Annotated in this window: 17 protein-coding genes, 1 pseudogene and 1 riboswitch; of the genes and pseudogenes, 10 read left to right on the forward strand and 8 right to left on the reverse strand. The window is 28.7% G+C overall.

The window, feature by feature from the left end; all coding sequences use genetic code 11:
* Positions 1-82 precede the first annotated feature (82 nt).
* Genes CXF68_RS15605 through CXF68_RS15620 form a run of 4 tightly spaced genes read right to left on the reverse strand, consistent with a single transcriptional unit; the run spans position 83 to position 4,397 of the window.
* The gene (locus CXF68_RS15605) at positions 83-1,195 is read right to left on the reverse strand and encodes an efflux RND transporter periplasmic adaptor subunit (protein ID WP_101046052.1); all 1,113 of its coding nucleotides are present in this window, start codon (positions 1,193-1,195) and stop codon (positions 83-85) included.
* A 15-nt stretch (positions 1,196-1,210) separates the two neighbouring features.
* Positions 1,211-2,452 carry an ABC transporter permease gene (locus CXF68_RS15610; RefSeq protein WP_101046053.1) on the reverse strand — a complete coding sequence of 414 codons (1,242 nt, stop codon included), beginning with the start codon at positions 2,450-2,452 and terminating at the stop codon, positions 1,211-1,213.
* A 2-nt stretch (positions 2,453-2,454) separates the two neighbouring features.
* On the reverse strand, positions 2,455-3,684 hold the full coding sequence (locus tag CXF68_RS15615) for an ABC transporter permease (protein WP_101046054.1): 1,230 nt from the start codon (positions 3,682-3,684) through the stop codon (positions 2,455-2,457).
* A gap of 2 nt (positions 3,685-3,686) precedes the next feature.
* Positions 3,687-4,397: an ABC transporter ATP-binding protein gene (locus CXF68_RS15620; protein WP_101046055.1), complete on the reverse strand. Its 711-nt coding sequence runs from the start codon at positions 4,395-4,397 to the stop codon at positions 3,687-3,689.
* 148 nt (positions 4,398-4,545) lie between these two features.
* Between CXF68_RS15620 and CXF68_RS15625 the strand changes: the two genes are divergently transcribed.
* Complete coding sequence (locus tag CXF68_RS15625) at positions 4,546-4,959, forward strand: thiol-disulfide oxidoreductase DCC family protein (protein ID WP_101046056.1); 414 nt, start codon at positions 4,546-4,548, stop codon at positions 4,957-4,959.
* 89 nt (positions 4,960-5,048) lie between these two features.
* Here CXF68_RS15625 and CXF68_RS15630 read toward each other — a convergent pair whose 3' ends face one another.
* The 3 genes from CXF68_RS15630 to CXF68_RS15640 all read right to left on the reverse strand — a co-directional run bounded on the left by CXF68_RS15630 (position 5,049) and on the right by CXF68_RS15640 (position 9,155).
* On the reverse strand, positions 5,049-6,104 hold the full coding sequence (locus tag CXF68_RS15630; protein WP_101046057.1) for a YncE family protein: 1,056 nt from the start codon (positions 6,102-6,104) through the stop codon (positions 5,049-5,051).
* Between the two features lie 4 nt (positions 6,105-6,108).
* Entirely contained in the window at positions 6,109-7,980 is a 1,872-nt protein-coding gene (locus CXF68_RS15635; protein ID WP_101046058.1) for a TonB-dependent siderophore receptor, read from the reverse strand.
* A 29-nt stretch (positions 7,981-8,009) separates the two neighbouring features.
* Positions 8,010-8,205: riboswitch (cobalamin riboswitch) on the reverse strand.
* 11 nt (positions 8,206-8,216) lie between these two features.
* Positions 8,217-9,155 (reverse strand): ABC transporter substrate-binding protein, encoded by a 939-nt coding sequence (locus tag CXF68_RS15640; protein ID WP_232771670.1) that lies wholly within the window; start codon positions 9,153-9,155, stop codon positions 8,217-8,219.
* Positions 9,156-9,255: 100 nt separating this feature from the next.
* Here CXF68_RS15640 and CXF68_RS15645 point away from each other — a divergent pair, with 100 nt between their 5' ends.
* From CXF68_RS15645 to CXF68_RS15680, 8 genes are all read left to right on the forward strand, one after another.
* Positions 9,256-9,759 (forward strand): bifunctional adenosylcobinamide kinase/adenosylcobinamide-phosphate guanylyltransferase, encoded by a 504-nt coding sequence (locus CXF68_RS15645; RefSeq protein ID WP_101046060.1) that lies wholly within the window; start codon positions 9,256-9,258, stop codon positions 9,757-9,759.
* Positions 9,760-9,763: 4 nt separating this feature from the next.
* Positions 9,764-10,804, forward strand: a complete 1,041-nt coding sequence (gene cobT, locus CXF68_RS15650) for a nicotinate-nucleotide--dimethylbenzimidazole phosphoribosyltransferase (RefSeq protein WP_101046061.1) — start codon at positions 9,764-9,766, stop codon at positions 10,802-10,804.
* Positions 10,805-10,807: 3 nt separating this feature from the next.
* Positions 10,808-11,575, forward strand: coding sequence for an adenosylcobinamide-GDP ribazoletransferase (locus CXF68_RS15655; protein ID WP_101046062.1), 768 nt, complete (start codon positions 10,808-10,810; stop codon positions 11,573-11,575).
* Positions 11,560-12,087 (forward strand): alpha-ribazole phosphatase, encoded by a 528-nt coding sequence (cobC, locus tag CXF68_RS15660; RefSeq protein WP_101046063.1) that lies wholly within the window; start codon positions 11,560-11,562, stop codon positions 12,085-12,087. Before CXF68_RS15655 ends, cobC begins: the two co-directional genes overlap by 16 nt.
* Positions 12,088-12,091: 4 nt before the next feature.
* A complete protein-coding gene (locus CXF68_RS15665) occupies positions 12,092-13,210 on the forward strand; it encodes an ABC transporter substrate-binding protein (RefSeq protein WP_101046064.1) in 1,119 nt (372 codons plus the stop codon).
* Between the two features lie 64 nt (positions 13,211-13,274).
* On the forward strand, positions 13,275-13,889 hold the full coding sequence (locus CXF68_RS15670) for a hypothetical protein (RefSeq protein WP_101046065.1): 615 nt from the start codon (positions 13,275-13,277) through the stop codon (positions 13,887-13,889).
* 477 nt (positions 13,890-14,366) lie between these two features.
* Positions 14,367-15,275 (forward strand): hypothetical protein, encoded by a 909-nt coding sequence (locus CXF68_RS15675; RefSeq protein WP_157821957.1) that lies wholly within the window; start codon positions 14,367-14,369, stop codon positions 15,273-15,275.
* 206 nt (positions 15,276-15,481) lie between these two features.
* Positions 15,482-16,537 (forward strand): serine hydrolase, encoded by a 1,056-nt coding sequence (locus tag CXF68_RS15680; protein ID WP_101046067.1) that lies wholly within the window; start codon positions 15,482-15,484, stop codon positions 16,535-16,537.
* A 129-nt stretch (positions 16,538-16,666) separates the two neighbouring features.
* Here CXF68_RS15680 and CXF68_RS21045 read toward each other — a convergent pair.
* Positions 16,667-16,888, reverse strand: a pseudogene (locus CXF68_RS21045) (IS110 family transposase); the annotation flags it as partial.
* 373 nt (positions 16,889-17,261) lie between these two features.
* Here CXF68_RS21045 and CXF68_RS15690 point away from each other — a divergent pair.
* Positions 17,262-18,392 (forward strand): AraC family transcriptional regulator, encoded by a 1,131-nt coding sequence (locus CXF68_RS15690; RefSeq protein ID WP_101046068.1) that lies wholly within the window; start codon positions 17,262-17,264, stop codon positions 18,390-18,392.
* Positions 18,393-18,435: the final 43 nt, after the last annotated feature.

Here is an 18,435-nt window from a genome sequence, read left to right on the forward strand (position 1 = left end):
TTGATTTAATTATTCAAAAAAAGAAGAAGAAATTCAACATTGAATTTCTTCTTCTTTTTTATAAAATTAAGAACAAAAATTATTAATCATCTTTCTTTTTATCTTTTGAAGCTTTGTTCCAAATTTTGATTTCATCATCTTTTGTAATTCCACCTAAAAGTTCAACATTTACTCCATCTGAAGTTCCTAATTCGACATCTTTCTTTTCAAATTTACCATCTGCTGTTTTAATCTCTACATATGGTTTTTCAGTTTTTTTATCAAATCTTAATAGTGCTTCTTTTATTGATAAAACTGAGTCTTTCTTTACTAAAACAATATCTGCATTTGCACTGTAACCAGCTCTAATAAAATATTTATCATCTAAAGATACGTCTGCTTTAATTTTAAATTGAACGGCACCTCCTTCATCAGTTCCTTTTGGAGCAATAAAATTTAATACTGCTGGAAATTTCTTATTTTCAATTGCTCCCAAAGCAATTTCAATTTTCGTTCCTTTTATTAATTTACCTACTTCTGACTCATCAACTTTTCCTTCAAAAATCATCTTTGTCATATCTGCGATACGAGCAATCGTAGTACCTGCATTAAAGTCGTTTGTTTGTGTAACTTGATACCCTCTTTTCACAGGGATTTCAACAACCATACCTGACGTCGTAGCTCTAATACTAGTATTAGCAGCACTACCTAAACCAGATGTTGTACCTCTTTTAATAATATCCATATCTGATCTCGCATTCGATAAAGATAATCTTGCATTGTTATAGTTTAATTCAGAGTTTTCAAATGCCTGAAGCGAGATTACACCTTTATCAAACAATTTTTTATTTCTATCAAATTGCACTTTTGCATTATTAAACGATAGTCGTGCATTTTTAACGCTACCATTAGCTCTGTTTAAAGAAGCTACATTTGGCACCACTCTTACGGTTGCGATTAAATCACCTGCCTTTACAATAGCTCCTTCTTCAACTAAAATTTTATCAACAATACCTGCTATTTGAGGCTTAATTTCAACTTCTTCTAAAGGTACTACTTTACCTGTTGCTACTGTTTTTTTAACTATTGTCGTTCTAAACGCTTTTTCGGTTTCATATTCAACAATATTTTTTTTGTTCTTTTTTGCGAACCAGATTAACGCTATTGCAAATAATACTGCTACAATACCTAAAATAATTTTTGCTCTTTTACTCATAATATGTTAATTGATTTATTCTTCTCTTAATGCTTCGATTGGTTTTATTACTGTTGCCATGTGGGCGGGTATTAAGCCTATTAAAGTACCTAATATTACTAAAGTTGTAAATGCTATTAAAATAATTGGAATATTTACTGTTGGATTTATTAATGTAGCGTCAGGGCCTTGACCAAATGCTGCATCTATTAAAAAGAGTACTAATGCTCCTAATATAATACCTAACATTCCTGCTATAGTTGTTAAGAAAACAGATTCTAATACAATTTGCTGTCTTATACTTTTTGGGGTTGCTCCTAATGCTCTTCTTATACCAATTTCTTTGGTTCTTTCTTTTACTGTAATTAATAAAATATTACCAATAGCAAATACCCCAGCAATTAAAGTTGCTATGCCTACAAACCAAGTTAAAAACTGCATTCCTGTTAAAAACCCTGTAAACTTAGCAATTTCAACACCTAAATTAACACTACCAAAGGCTCTTTTATCATCTGGGTGAACTTTATGTAAACTTTTTAAAGTTAACAAAATATCTTTTTCCATTTGTTTGATATCTACACCTTCATTAGCTGTAATCATCATCCAATGTATCTTATCACCCATATTATAAACCTGTTGATAGGTTGTAAAAGGAATGTAAGCACATTCACCATCAAAATTAATACTTGTAGATTCTTTATAAACACCGATTACTTTATAATTGATACTATTAATCTTAATATATTGGCCTATAGGTTTTTCATTTTTCTCAAACAATTGTTTGTATATATCTTCAGCTATTACAACTACTTTCGCTTTTGATAAAATATCATTTTCGTTTAAAAAACGCCCATAAATTAAATTTTTCTTTTGAACCTGATCTAAAACGGGGTAGTCTCCACTTACTTGAAAACTTCCTGATTTAAATCCTTTTACTATTTGTCCATTTGTCTGACTTCTTGGAGCCAATAACTTTATTTCTTTAAACTCTTTTTTTAAAATTTTAACATCAGTTAGTGTAGGTAAAAATCGCCTTCCTTTTTGAAAACCTTTAAATGGTGTATCAGTAGACTGAGTCCAAATAAATACACTATTCGTTGCAAAATTTCCAAAAATTTTCTTGAAGTTATTTTCCATTCCCCTTGAAGCTCCCAAAAGAACAACTAATAAAAAAATTCCCCAAAGAACACCTATAATGGTAATAACTGTTCTAACTTTATTTTTACGAATACTTCCGTAAATTTCTTGCCAAGTGTCTGAATCAAATAAAAATTTCATAATTAATCTGCTCTTAATGCTACAATTGGTTTAATATTCGCGGCTCTTTTTGCTGGTATATATCCAGCAATTAATCCTGATAAAATTAAAACGATGGTTGCTCCTATTACAATACCAGGACTTACACTTGGATCTTTTATAAAGTATTTTTCTAAGCTATCTCCTATTAAACTTAAAATATAAGTTCCTAAAGATAAACCTAAGTACCCAGCTATAGTGGTTATTAAAACGGATTCTTGTACTACCATACCAACAATTGATGATGGTTTTGCTCCTAATGCTTTTCTAATACCAAATTCTTTCGTTCTTTCTTTAATAACAAAAATCATAATATTACTAATACCTATAATACCTGCTATTAAAGTACCAGACCCAACGAATATCACAATAAAATATAGTGCTAACATAAATGTTCCCACCCCTTTATTTGCTTCTGCCATGTTTCGTACAGAAAGTGCACTTTGATCGTCTGGATGTATTCCTAAATTCTTACGTAAGTCACGCTCCATTTTATTACCAAATGCAATCGCTTCATCTAAACTTAATTTAGGATCATAACCTACAATAATTTGACTTAGATGATCATTATTACCATATATCATTTGTGCTGTAGTAACCGGCATGTAAGTTTGACGCTCTTCATTATCTCCTCCAGCATCAGAAAATATTCCAATAATTAGATACGAAATTCCGTTTACGCTTACACGTTTACCTAATGCAGGTTTTTCTCCAAATAAATCTTGTTTTACTAAACGACCAATAACAATAACCTTCGATTTTTCTTTTAAATCTCTTTCGTTAATATACCTACCTTCATCTATAATTGTTTTTTCTAAAAACTGATGATCTGGATGTACTGCTCGTAATCGATAACTGTCAGATTTACTTTTATAAGAAATAGTTACGTTTTTATAAATTCTAGCCGTTTGGTGTTGAATTTTATCTTCGTAAGTTTCTTTAATAAAATTATAATCTTTATTTTTTAACTGAATTGTTCTACCAGTTTGTAATCCTTTATAAGGTTTTGAAGTTTTCCAAACTCTAACCCTCATTGTATTCATTGCATCATCAACAAAAGCACCTTTAAATGAGTTACTCAATCCGCTTACAATACCAAAAAGTAAGGTAAATAATAATATTGCAAAAGCAACTGTAAAACCAGACATTACTGAACGTAATTTATTTTTACTAATGCTTTGAAATATTTCTCTCCAACGATCTAAATCAAACATAATTAAACTGCTTTAATTTTTTCTTTAGTATTGTTTACTGAAGTATATTCATCACTTATAATAACCCCATCTTTTAAACGAACAATTCTATTTGTTTGCTCTGCTACCTCTTCTTCATGCGTAATTACAAAAACAGTCATACCTTCATCATTAATTTCTTTTAATAAATCCATAACCGAATCTGTAGTAGTAGAATCTAATGCTCCTGTTGGCTCATCTGCTAACACAACTTTAGGTTTAGTAACTAAAGCTCTTGCTATTGCAACACGTTGTTTTTGCCCTCCAGAAAGTTCATTTGGTAAATGATTAGCCCAGTCTTTTAAACCAACTTTTTCAAGGTAATCTAAAGCAATTTTTGATCTTTCTTTTCTATTAACTCCTTTATAATATAAAGGTAATGCTACGTTTTCTAAAGCTGTTTTGTAAGATATTAAGTTGAAAGACTGAAAAACAAAACCTAAAAATTTGTTACGTAAAATTGCAGCTTTTTTCTCGTTTAAATCTTCAATTAACTCACCATTTAAATAATACTTCCCTTCATCATGTGAATCTAACAAGCCAACTATATTTAATAAAGTAGATTTCCCAGATCCTGAAGATCCCATAATAGATACGAATTCACCTTCTTTAATATGCAAGTCAAGTCCTTTTAAAACATGAAGTTTGTCTTTTCCTATTGGATAGGATTTGTGTAGGTTTTCTATTTTAATCATCGCTTTAGTTAATTTTATACTAAAATAAATACTCAAACATACTTTTGTTACCAATTATATGTTAAATCACTATTTACTTTCTTACAAGACGCTTAATTTTGATTTATGTTACAAAATAATTTTGCCTTTTTAATAATAAGTATATACAATGGTTGATTTACCTACTAATAAAAAAATAATTTTGTTTGATGGAGTGTGTAATTTTTGTAATGATGCTGTTTTAAAAGTTATTAAATACGACACTAAAAACCAGTTCGTTTTTGCTTCATTACAATCTTATATTGGAAAAGAAATTACAAATCATTTAGGTATAGATATTACTAAAATAGATTCTATTATTTTGTATGAACCTAAAATTGCTTACTACATTAAATCAACCGCAGCCTTAAAAATTATGATCAATTTTGGTGGTATTTGGAATTTAGCGACTGTTTTTAATTTGATACCTGAAACTATTAGAAATTATAGTTACGATTTTATTGCTAAAAACAGATACAAATGGTTTGGTAAAAAAGAAGTTTGTATGATTCCTTCAAAAGAAATTCAAAAGAAATTTTTATAAACAATAAACCCACTTAACTATGTAAGTGGGCTTATTTTCATAAACTTAATGTGATTAAAAGTTTATAAAGAGGGGGAATTATTATTCTTTTAATTATTAAAATAAATTTTTGATGCCCCGATAGGTGCTTCTATTGTTTTAATTTCACTGTTATCTATTAAATTAAATACTTTTAATTCACTTAAGTCAGAAAATCTAGTACTTAAAGCATAAAGCTTATTATCTTTAACTTCCATTCCATAAAATTCAGAATATCCAGTTGTAAATAGCTCAATTGTTAAAAATTCTATACTAGATAAACTAGTCTCAGATGTATTCATTTTATAAACCTTACTACCTAAATTGTAATAAATTATATTATTATCAAATACCATTAAAGAAGGATGTTCTCCGTCTTTAAACTCCATTTTCGTTACTGAATTATCATTTAAATCAATTTTAGAAATAGATGCAAGGGTTTCATCTTTTGTCCAAGCAGCTTTACCTTCAGATAAAACAACTAAATTTCCTGAATTGTTAAAAAACATTTCATCTGGTTTATCATTAACGATAATCTCTTGTACATCATCTGTTAAAATATCTATTACAGAAATAACATTGTTACTTCCATTACCTCCTTTATGAGAAACATATAATTTTCCATTTTTTTCTAAAATTCTCTCTGGACCTGTAGAAATAGTTATTTTTTTTATGAAACTATAACTATTCATATCAAAAACAGCTACAAAACCTTCTGTTGTTCCCCAGTTTGTTACATAACCTTTATCGTTAGAAACAACCATATATCTAGGAGTTTCTAAGTTAGAAGTTATCTCTCCCTTTTTTGTAAAAGAATACCTATCAACTGCTGTAATTGTATTTTGATTATCTACAATAATATAAGCACTATCATCATCAAAAGCAATTGACTGTAAAAATGTTCCTAACTCACTATTATTAACTTTTTTATATATTAAATTTTCGTTAGTAGTAAGATCATTAGATACATAAGAAATTGAACCAGTACTTCCACTACCTTCACCACTTATTAAAATACCTTTGTCGTAATCTCCTTTTGGTAAATCTGGTGTATTATCATCGCTACAAGAAGTAAATATAATAGCCCCTAATACTAGTATAAGCGTAAATAATTTATTAATTTTCATTGTTTTAAAATTTATAGTTTATGTTAATATTAAAATTTCTATTTGGCATTGGTCTTCTTGGTTGTGTTATATATAACTTATTAAACACATTATTTACCTTAAAACCAATTGATAACTGTTTTTGATGTTGTTTTAAAATTTTAAAATCCCCACCTATATTAGAAACGAAAAAATGAGGTATTACAAAATCTTTAGAATTACTTTCTGTTGTATATGTCATTCCTGTAAATACTTGCTGAAAAAACAAACCAAACCTTTTATATGAATAACTTAAATTTCCGTTTAAAAGATGCTTAGGTACAAAAATTAAAAAAGTGTCTGTTCTTTTATTTTTAGCTTCTGTATAACTATAATTAAAATTAAAATCGACAAAATTTTTATCAAAATTATTGCTGTAAGAAAAAACAAACTCTACTCCTTTGTTATTTACATTAGATAAGTTTATTGGCGACCAAACTCCTGGTTTATCAGGATTTCCATTTGGTGTCCAAACTATTTTATTTTTCGCTGAAATATAAAACACACCTAAATCGGCTTTTATTTTACTGTTTTTAAAACCAATACCTAGCTCTCCTTGCATAGCTGTTTCAGCTACAAGGTTTAAGTTTCCTTGCCCAGGCCAGTATAAATCGTTGTAAGTGGGTACTCTATAATTTTTAGAACTATTTAACCTTACATTAAAGTTCTTAAACGTGTTAGCTTTAAGTCCAAAGGCAAAACTATACGGAACATTATAATCTGAATTAAAATCTTTTCTAATTTTTGCATCAAAAAAAACTTTATTATAAATATTCTGATGATATATTATCGATTGAGAAAACTGTTTTCTATTTTTCTCTTGTATCATATCTGTTTTACCAAAGATTGTTTCATATTCAGAATACGATGTTACTTTAGCTTTTATAGAAGGTATTTTATAACCTAATGTATAATTAATTAAGTAACGTTTCGATTTACCAAAACTATAATCTTCTACGTTTTTATTATCAAAATACTGATACTCCTGTGTTAAAAAAGCTAATTTTAATTCATGATTAAGAATTTCTTTTTTATAATTATATATAACTAAATTTCTGTTATTAAAATCTTTATACTTATCATTTGCTGACCTCGGATTTGGTAATTCTCCTGATAACGAACGTTTTCCTGAATAGTTCGTACTATAAAATTTTAGCTGTGATTTATTAGAAAACTTATAAGCAAAACCTACATTTAAACTTAAATTATCATAAGCTCCATTTGCATTTTTAAGTTTTGTACCTAATAATTTATAATTATTTTCTGATTCATTATAAGAAATTCCAAATTTTAAAGACAACTTTTCGTTAGATAGGTTAAACTTATACAAACTATTGTATGTACTAAAACTACCAGCATTTGCTACAACTTGGTGTTTTATAGTTTCTTTAGGTTTAAAATTTAAATAATCATTTAAATGTACCGTACCTCCTATTGCTCCAGAACCGTACTCTATACTTCCACCACCACTTCTTACATCTATAGCATCAACTAGGTTAACTGTTAAAGAATTAAACCCTGTTTGACCGTTGTTTACCGAATTTATATTAATTCCATTCCAAATAACTGCGGTATTAGAAGCGCTTGTTCCTCTAAAACTTGCAGTACTCGTTCCGCCTGCTCCGTATTCTCTAAGATATATTGGTGAATTAAATCGTAATAAAGAGCTAAACGACTTTATGTTTCTTGTTATTACAGAATCACTTAACCTATGTATTTTGTAACCGTTAGAGTTCTTTACTAACTTTTTATCAGCTAAAACAATAACTTCTTCTAAAACACTCATTTTAGACTTCTCTTGAGCGAAAGAGAAAAGAGTAACAGTAAAAAATATTGTAAAAAGTGTGTATTTCTTCATAATATATTAAAACCCTTATCCCGAAAGTTTGAATTATTTAATATTTAGGCAGGTCTCCTGGCTTGCGTCTTGTAATTGGCCTTCCCATTTATAAATAAACAGTGACTTAAAGAATAATTACAAGCTTAGTAGCTTACAGTTGCGGGAACAGCTTTGGTATTTAACCAAATTCCCTTTTAATTTGATGCTATTTTAAACATCAAAACCCAAATTTTTTGCAAACTTATGCTATTTTATTAAGAATCTAGCATCAATAAATCATTATAGTTAGAAAACTTAGCAGTAAGCTCTTCTGATACCGAAAAATAATTCGGATGAATCATTGCAGCTAAACACGCTATTCCGTCAACTAAGGTACTTGCAGACGATTGCGTAAACATGGCAAAATCAGCAATAAAGACTTGTTTGTTTTTTACAGCGCGTAAAGAACTCCATTCTGGTTTTTCTTCTAAGAAATGCATGTCTTCCATTGTCCTCTCAATACCATAACCACATGGCGCTATAATTAAAATTTCAGGATTGTATTTTACAATTTTATCCCAAGAAATAACAATACTATCTCCTGATGGATGCGCTAATAAATCAATACCACCTGCATAGCCTATTTGATGAGGAATCCAATGTCCACAGTTAAATAGCGGATCTATCCATTCTAATAACATTAAACTTTTAGATTGTATTCTGTTAGCCCTTTGCGTATCTACAATAGTATAAATACGCTCTTTAAGTTTTTTAACATAATTAATACCTACTGTTTCTTTACCCATCGCTTTTGCAATAGTTAAAGCATTGTCAAAAACATCCTCTAAAGAATTTGGTGTTATTGATATTAACTCAGGAACCTTATTTAACTTATAGGCAGATTTTGCAACCGATTCTGTATCTATCTGGCAAACATCACATACATCTTGTGTAAAAATAATATCTGGTGCGATGCTTTCTAAAACAGGTTCATCTACATAATATAGTGTACCGCCTTCTGCTTTAGTTTTAGAAAAAATAGTATTTATTTCTTCACTCGTTAACGTTTGTCCCTCTAATTTGTAACGCACGGCAACCTGTTTTTCTTTAAGTGCAATTGCAGGACATTCAAAAGTAATACCTTCTAAATATTCTTGTAACCCCATATCATAAATCATTTGGGTTACAGCTGGCATAAATGAAGAAACTTTCATAAAAATAGATTTTAAGCGGCTAAATTACATAGTTCTCTAGTATTATTCTCTTTTTCTAAAAAATCTTTACAATCTTTGCTTTCAATTTATTTCTTTACACATGATATATTATATTACTGGCGGAGAACGCTCTGGAAAGAGTGGTTACGCTCAACAATTAGCAGAGTCACTATCTAATACTCCTTATTACTTAGCAACTTCAAGAATTTGGGATGCTGATTTTAAAAAACGAGTGGATAGACATATTTCTGATAGAGATGAACGTTGGACAACTATTGAGGAAGAAAAAAATATAAGTACTGTAATTCCTAAAAACACCACGGTAGTTATTGATTGTGTTACATTATGGCTTACTAATTTTTATGTAGATACTAAAAATAATGTAGAAGAAAGTTTACGTTTAGCTACCCAAGAAATAGATAAATTGATTGAAATAGACGCTACTATTATTATTATTTCTAATGAAATAGGAATGGGTTTACATGCCGATACTAAAATTGGCAGAAAATTTACCGAACTACAAGGTTGGGTAAATCAATACATTGCAAAAAAAGCTGATAAAGCTACTTTTATGGTATCTGGATTACCATTAACTTTAAAATAAAATCATGTATCCTACTAATATAACACCAATTTCAACTACGCTAAAAGAAGCGCTAAAAGATAAGATTGATTTTAAAACAAAACCTTTGGGTGCTTTAGGTGTTTTAGAAACGATTGCGTTACAAATTGGGCAAATTCAAAATACCCTCACTCCTATTTTATCAAAACCTAGTATTGTTGTTTTTGCTGGCGATCATGGTATTGTAAATTCAAAACCAGTTAGTCCTTATCCACAAGAGGTAACCCAACAAATGGTATTAAATTTTTTGAATAACGGAGCTGCTATTAACGTATTTTGTAATCAAAATAATATTGATTTAACCATTGTAGATGCAGGCGTTAACGCCAATTTTGAAGAAAATGATAATTTAATACATGCTAAAATAGCAAAAGGCACAAAAGATTATAGTATTACACAAGCCATGACAACAAATGATTGTTTGTTAGCTTTAAATAAAGGGAAACAAATAGTTACTAAATTATTTAAAGAAGGTACAAATACCATTGGTTTTGGCGAAATGGGAATTGGTAACACTTCATCTGCTGCTTTATTAATGAGTTATTTTACCAATACACCTATTGAAGATTGTGTTGGTAAAGGAACTGGTTTAAATGATGATGGCGTTACTAAAAAAGGACAAATTCTTAGAGGTGTACTAGATTTACATGAAAAAAATATTCAAAATTCGATGGATGCTTTAACAGCTTTTGGTGGTTTTGAAATTGTAATGATGTGCGGAGCCATGTTAGAAGCTGCATCTTTAAAAATGACCATTTTAATTGATGGTTTTATTGTTACTGCCGCGTTATTAGCTGCCCAAGCCATCAATAAAAACATTGTAGATTATTGCTTATTCTGCCATACTTCTGGTGAGCAAGGTCATGAACAAATGTTGTCTTTTTTAAATGCAAAACCATTACTAAATATAGGTTTACGATTAGGTGAAGGTACTGGTAGTGCCATTGCTTTTCCTATTGTAAAAGCTGCCGTTAGTTTTTTAAACGAAATGGCTACTTTTAAAAGCGCAAACGTATCTGAAGCTTAGTTTATGAAAAATCAAATTCATTATTTTTTAACAGCTGTTTTGTTTTTTACGAGAATACCTTGCCCAAAATGGGTAAATCATTCTCCTGAAATTTTAAATAAAAGTAGCCGCTATTTCTCATTAGTAGGTATACTTGTTGGTACAATATCAGCAATTGTTTATACTGGCGCTTCTTTCCTTTTTAATCCCAGTATTGCTATTGTACTTAGCATTGTTGCTTCGGTATGGACAACGGGTGCCTTTCATGAAGATGGTTTTGCTGATGTGTGTGATGGCTTTGGTGGTGGTTGGACTAAAGAAAAGATTCTAATGATAATGAAAGATTCTCGATTAGGAACTTATGGTGTTGTAGGAATCATTTCAATGTTAGCTATAAAGTTTTTAAGCCTACACGAATTAAACAACGTATTAAAAAATATTCCTTTACTACTTATATCAGGGCATGCAATTAGTCGATTTATCGCTACCGTTTTATTATACACGCACGAATATGTTAGAGATGCTGATACTGCTAAAGTGAAGCCTACAACTAAAAAAATGAGTACAAAAGCACTTATTATCTCGGGCTTTTTTGGAATGCTACCTTTGTTATTTTTTAAAGACATTAGCGTATTCTTAGTTTTAATTCCGTTGTTTTTAACATATTTATATATGTCACGCCTATTCAAAAAATGGATTGGAGGGCAAACAGGAGATTGCGCTGGAGCATTACAACAAGTTAGTGAAGTTGTTTTTTATTTATCAATACTTGCCCTATGGAAATTATTTTAGTTAGACATACAACTCCGAATATTGAAAAAGGTATTTGCTACGGACAGGCCGATCTTGGTGTTGTTGATACTTTTACAGAAGAAATTAAACCGATATTAAAAACGATTAAAGTTAATGATGCTAATACCGCTTATTATTCAAGTCCGTTACAACGTTGTAAACTCTTAGCTGAAAAACTTTCTGACACTATTATTTTTGATGATCGTTTAAAAGAACTCGATTTTGGTGATTGGGAGCTGCAAAAATGGGACGATATTAACAAACCTGAATTGGATGTTTGGATGAATGATTTTGTAAACGTTACTGTTACTAATGGAGAGTCTTATATCGATTTACATACCAGAACTGTTCAGTTTTTAAACGAGCTTAAACCCCTGAAAAAAAAGCAAGTTGTTATTGTTACCCATGCTGGTGTTATTAGAAGTTTGTGGGCATATATAAACAAAACACCTTTAGATAAGTCTTTCGATTTAAAACTAAATTACGGGGCTATCATAAAATTTACACTATAAAAAAATGAAACATTTTATATTACTTATTATAATCTCTCTGTTTTTAATTCAATGTAAAAACAGTGAAAATAAAAATATAACAACAATTGTTGATACCCTTAGCCCTATTAAATACGCAAAGGGTTTTGATATTATTACTAAAAATGGTGAGAAAAAATTAATCATCAAAAAAGTATTTCAAAACTCTAAAAAGCAATTTGAATTTACATTAACTAATAAAACGAACATTGCTAAAAACGAAATTAAAGTTCCTGTAAACGAATTGGTTGTTACAAGTACCACACACATACCAATGTTAGAACTTTTAAATAGTGAAGATAAATTAGTTGGTTTTCCGCACACAAAATATATTTCATCTAAAAGAACCAGAAAAAGGATTGAAGAAAACAAAATAGTAGAACTTGGATCGGAACAAAGCATGAATACCGAAATTTTAATGGGTTTACAGCCCGAGTTAGTAATTGGTTTTTCATTACACCCAAACAGCAAACTATACGAAAACATAAAAAAAGCTGCGATTCCTGTTATATTTAATGGTGATTGGCTAGAGGAAACGCCTTTAGGAAGAGCGGAATGGATTAAACTTTTTGGCGTACTTCTAAACAAAGAAAAAGAAGCTGATAGCATTTTTAAAAGTATTGAAAAAAACTATATAGAAGCTACTAAAATAGCTAAAAGCACTACAAAAAAACCTGCTACTGTTATATCTGGTAGTATGTTTAAAGATATTTGGAATGTACCTGCCGGTGAAAGTTTTATGGCTACTTATTTAAAAGATGCTAACCTTAATTATTTATGGAAAGAAACAAAAGGAACTGGTAGCTTACAGTTAAGTTTCGAGAGTGTTTTAGATAAAGGAAAAAGCGCTGATTATTGGATTGGTTGCGGTTTGTACGAAACTAAAGAGCAATTAAAAAGTGCTAACAAACTTTATAAGGAGTTTGATGCTTTAAATAATGGGAACATATATACTATGGGAACAAAAAAAGGAGCTACTGGCGGACTTTTATTTTTTGAATTGGCTCCTATTAGGCCCGATTTAGTATTAAAAGATTTTATTAAAATTACACATCCTAAATTGTTACCAAATTATGAGTTAACCTTTTTTGAGAAGATGAAGTAGTTTTAATCTAAGCGTATTTACTTTTCATTAATATTTAATATTCTTAAAATACATTGTTAATTATATGAAAAAAACACTCTTCTATCCAATAATATTAATAATAATTTTATGGAATTGCTCTGATAAAAAAGATTTAAAGCAAACTGAATTTGTTATTGGAAACAATGAAAAAGTAGAATTTTTAAATGAAATATTATCTGATACCATAAATTTAAAATTATTATCAAGCCAGAAAATAATGATTTCAGATTTTAACTTCCTTCCTAAATTACCACACTCTATTTTAAACGACAATGAATTTAAAAGGGTTAGTTATATTAAATATTTATCACATCATTTAAAGGAAAAAGACACTGTTTTTATAAAAAAACAAATAAAGCAAAATAAAACATTCGATTTAAAAATTTTATCAAAATATAATTACCAAATATTAAACACCTCTAAATTATTTAAAAATGGCGTTTCAGTTGATTCTTTATCAACTATTGCTTTAAATAAGCAGATATATACTAAGGAGTTATACAATGAACCATATATTCTAATTGACAAACCTATTTTTAATAAAGAAATGAACAGAGTCTGTTTGAGTCTAAATAGACCAAATTCTGGAGAATACTTTGTTTTTATTAAAAAAAATAGAAAATGGCAAAAGGAAGTTATTGCGCAATGGTCTGAATAAGCAAAAGGAAACCAATTAAAATATTTATATAACTATTCTTAAATATCAAAACTTTATTTAAGTAACACATTAATACTATTGTTTAAACCAACAACTATATTTAATATTATAATATTTTTGTACAGTTTTTTCTATACTATTAAAAACTGTACAAATTTTCTTATTAATTATAAAGATGTTACAGATTGGTCTAAAAAGGTTTATCAATTTTAATATATTTAGTATCGATAAAGGCGCTCAAAATTTCCTTTTATACCAATCGCCTCTTAAAATCTTTTTTTTATGTGTAGAATTAAACGTCTATTAAACGTTTAATTCTACACATATCCTATTTATCTCTAAAACATTTACTTGCTTCCCCCCTCCCCTTTAAAACAAAGAGTTGCAAACATTATTTTGCATGTTTAAAATTCAGTAATTATTATCATAAACTCTATCAAATTTCATTAAATTTGTTTTAAAACATAATAGAAATATATGTACTGGTACATATATCCCGTTGTTGGCAAACATATGACGAAAGACATTCTCTACATATTAATTAGCCTTTTGATTTTAAGTTGTTCATCGCAAAAAAACACACAAGGAAAATCTTATACTGAAAAGGAATTAGAAAAATCTATTCTTGTTGGAGATTTTCTATTTGTTGGAAAAACAGATAATGACTCAATACCTAAAAAGAAAGTTATTAAAAAAGATGAACCTAAATTTAACCCGAATATTAATAAAGATTCTTTATTTAAAATTGTTATAAAAAAAGTTCATCCAACTAAAGTAGAAGGATTAACAAAAGCATTTAATGAAGGAAACAATCAAGAAAGGGAATTTTTATTGATGATACTTTCTATGAATAAAAGTAGTAAAGAAGAACAAATAAACAACCTAAAAGCAAACGAGAGTAATATAAAAACACTTATCAAAGAATATTCTGTATTAGTTCCCGATAGCCTTATTGTCTATATTGAGTTTAATCCGAAAGATATTGTTTTCAATACAGACAAAAGTATAGACTTACGAATTTACTCAAATCGGAAAAACAAAAATGGCGGAATTGACCAAAAATTCAGAGAATCAAATTTACCGTATAATTCAGAAGTTTTATTGGAACAAATAAACACTTTGGGCTGGAATAAAAAGACTTTAATGAATATTAAAAATTTACTTGACAATGCTAATTGTAACTCAATTAAAAACGGAAATATAACTACAGTTGGTTTTGCAAGAAGCGGAATGGGAAAATATTCATATAAGTTCTTTAAAAACGATTTGAGTAAAGAAGAACAATCTGAATATAATGATGGTTGTTTATATGTTTATTATGAGAGAAATATTGTTTTAGAATTTGGAGGTGGTGCAATTGGACAACAATGTTTTGAAAAAGAATAAAATACGATTTGCTAACACCGTGTATAATTAATGGCTAGTTATCGCCTATTTATGAAAACCCTCGCGGATTTTCTATTCAGTTTTTATTTACTAAATTATGTGTTTGAAAACGCCACTAATCATACACAACAACGTTAGCAAATATTAAAATCAACATTTCGGTAACATTAATAAACATTGCCAGACTTATAGGAAAACAATAATATATGAAGATAATCTTTAGTGTAATAATTTTATTAATATCAGATCAACTTGCGTTTGGGCAATCCCGAGAGAAAAAAATTGATTCAATTTGTCAGGCTATCCATAATAAAAATCCAAAAGTCGGAATGAGTTTAGGGTTTATAGACAATGGAAAGGAGTATTTCTTCAATTATGGAAGAATCAGTCAGGAAGGTGATTTCAAAGTGGACGAAAATACAGTTTATGAAATCGGTTCTATTACAAAATTGTTGACTGCTAACTTAGTAGCACAAGCCCAAGGCGAAGGGAAATTGAAAATTGACGACTTTATAGGTAACTACTTACCGAAAGAATACATATTGTCCGAAAAAATAAAAGGTAAACTTAAAATTTCCGATTTAGCTTCCCATCAATCAGGTCTGCCGGATTTTGATTTTGGTAAACTTATAAAATTGAATCCTAAACAGCCTTTAGACATAAGCAAAGAGGCTATTCATTTCATCGTCAACGACAGTACGAAATTATCAAATTATGGTAATTATAGATACTCAAATATAAGCTATGTTTTAATGGGCATTATGTTAGAAAATATCTACTCAAAAAGTTTTGACAAATTGGTAAAGGAAAAAATACTTGTTCCTTCAAAAATGAATAATACTTTGACAACGGATTTCAATGTTAAGAACAAAGTTGTTGGACACGATATAAATGGAGTACAGCAAGATTATTTTGTTTGGAATTCATTATTTGCACCAGCAGGTTTGCTAAAGTCGAACACATTTGATATGACAAAATTGTTAAAAACACTTTTGTCAAATAAAGGAAAAATTGGAAAAGCAACTTCAGTAACAGAAAAAACGTTCTATAAAAACACCCAAATGGAAATAGGTTTCGGACAAGAAATAGAACGAAACGGAAATGACACTTTCTTTTATAAAGCAGGTGACACGTTTTCTTGTTCCTCGATTTTTGCTTACGACAAGAAATCAAATTGGGGAATAGTGATAATGATAAACCACAAAAATTCCGATTTGATAAGAGAGTTAATTAATACGATTTATGAACAAGCATTAGAATAAAAAACATTTGCTAACAAAGAACTGAGGTAGAAAACAAATCTTTTCTTCATTAATTTTATGCAATATTATTCTAGATTCAAAATGCTACTACTTGGTATTTTGAGCTTTTATTTTTTTAATAAACACTACTTATTTTGACAAAACGGAAACATATTTTTCATCATAAGGCAAACCTGATTTTTCGATTGTAAAACTTTGTTTTATTAGCTTATTTGAAGCTGCTATTAAGGCTAGTTTTTTACTCTTTCCTTTGTTTACAATACGCTCATAAATATCTCTACATGCTTTATTATGTTTGCATGCATTAAAGGAACATAAAAACAAGAGATTTCGTAACTTTTTATTACCAATACTTCTCCATATACATTAACCTTAATTCTCTCTTTTATTCTTTCTGATTTATAACTCTTAAATTTAATCTTTTTATTAAATTGCTAACTTAAGATGTATAAAAAACATAGGGCTTTTGTTTTAACTCCAAAGTTCTGTGTTTTTTTTATGAAGTCCACCAAATATAAAATTTGACACTTTCAATAAAAAGATAAATACAAAATATTATATTTGGCTAAGTGCCAAACCTGAAACGTAGTGCTTATCACCTGCCCTATGTTTCTTATAATAAACGTTGTACAGTATAAAAAAACAGTCCTCAACACAAACTTTATACATTAGAAAACTATGCAAATGAACGTTTCAAACATTGAAAAAAACTAAATTTTAATTAATGGATTTAATTTTAGATTTCTTTTTGGTGGGTGGCATCGTAATTATTGCAATAATTTTATTGCGACTATTAAGAATTAAATCTAAAGAACTACCTCAAAAAGTATTAATACTACTTTTTTTACTTCTGTTATTTGTAGCTATATACTTTTATGCTTTGTTACATAATATAAATTGGTTAATAAAACTCTGTTTTTTTCCAAATGATATAACAAAAATTACTTTAGGTCCTTTATTATTTCTATATGTAAAGTCTTTGTTTTTAAAAGAAGATAATTTGGTTAGGAATATGCTACCACAATTTATTCCTACTTTATTGTTTGCTTTCGGTATTACAATTCCAACGCTTCTATATACGAGTTTTAAAATTGATGTCTTTTCGTATGCATTAAAAGATTTTATATTCATTTTTTTTAGAATTGAAAGTTTCTATTTCATCCTATATTTGATTATTTCATTACAATTGTTATCAAAATATCAAAAATTAACCAAATACAAATATTCGAACTTGACGAAGTTTGATTTTAATTGGATAAAGATTATGCTTTTGTCCACATTGGGTATTATAAGTGTTGATTTAATCCTTAAAACATATGAGTCCTTTTTTGGTAATTTTCAATGGAATATCGACAATATTTCTGTATTAGCTATGATTGTTTTAGTTTCATATTTGGCATATTATGGTGTAAATCAATCTAAAGTATTATTACCAACCTTTTTGTTAGATAATGAAATTGAACCTGAAATTAATAAGAAAAAAAAGAAGACATTATCTTCTGATAAAAAAGAAGCGTTTGAAAATTTGAAAAACAAACTTGAACTTATTATAAAAACTGAACAGCCATATTTGGATGAAGATTTGACATTAGGAAAATTAGCAGAACAACTTTCTACAACAGACAAAAAACTGTCCACAATGTTAAATCAATACTTGAACACTACATTTTATGATTTAATAAATAAGTATCGTGTAGAAGCTGTAAAAGTCAAGATAAACTTGGATAGCTATAAAAATTATAACCTATTTGGAATTGCGTCCGAATGCGGTTTTAAATCAAGAACCAGTTTCAATAGAATTTTTAAAAAAGAAACTGGACTCTCACCTTCTGACTTCAAAAAAAGTATTTCTTAAAGTTATTCAATGTTTTTTTTAACATATAATAACGCACCAATGC

Origin of the sequence: Tenacibaculum sp. Bg11-29 (genome assembly GCF_002836595.1) — a bacterium.
Taxonomy (GTDB): domain Bacteria; phylum Bacteroidota; class Bacteroidia; order Flavobacteriales; family Flavobacteriaceae; genus Polaribacter.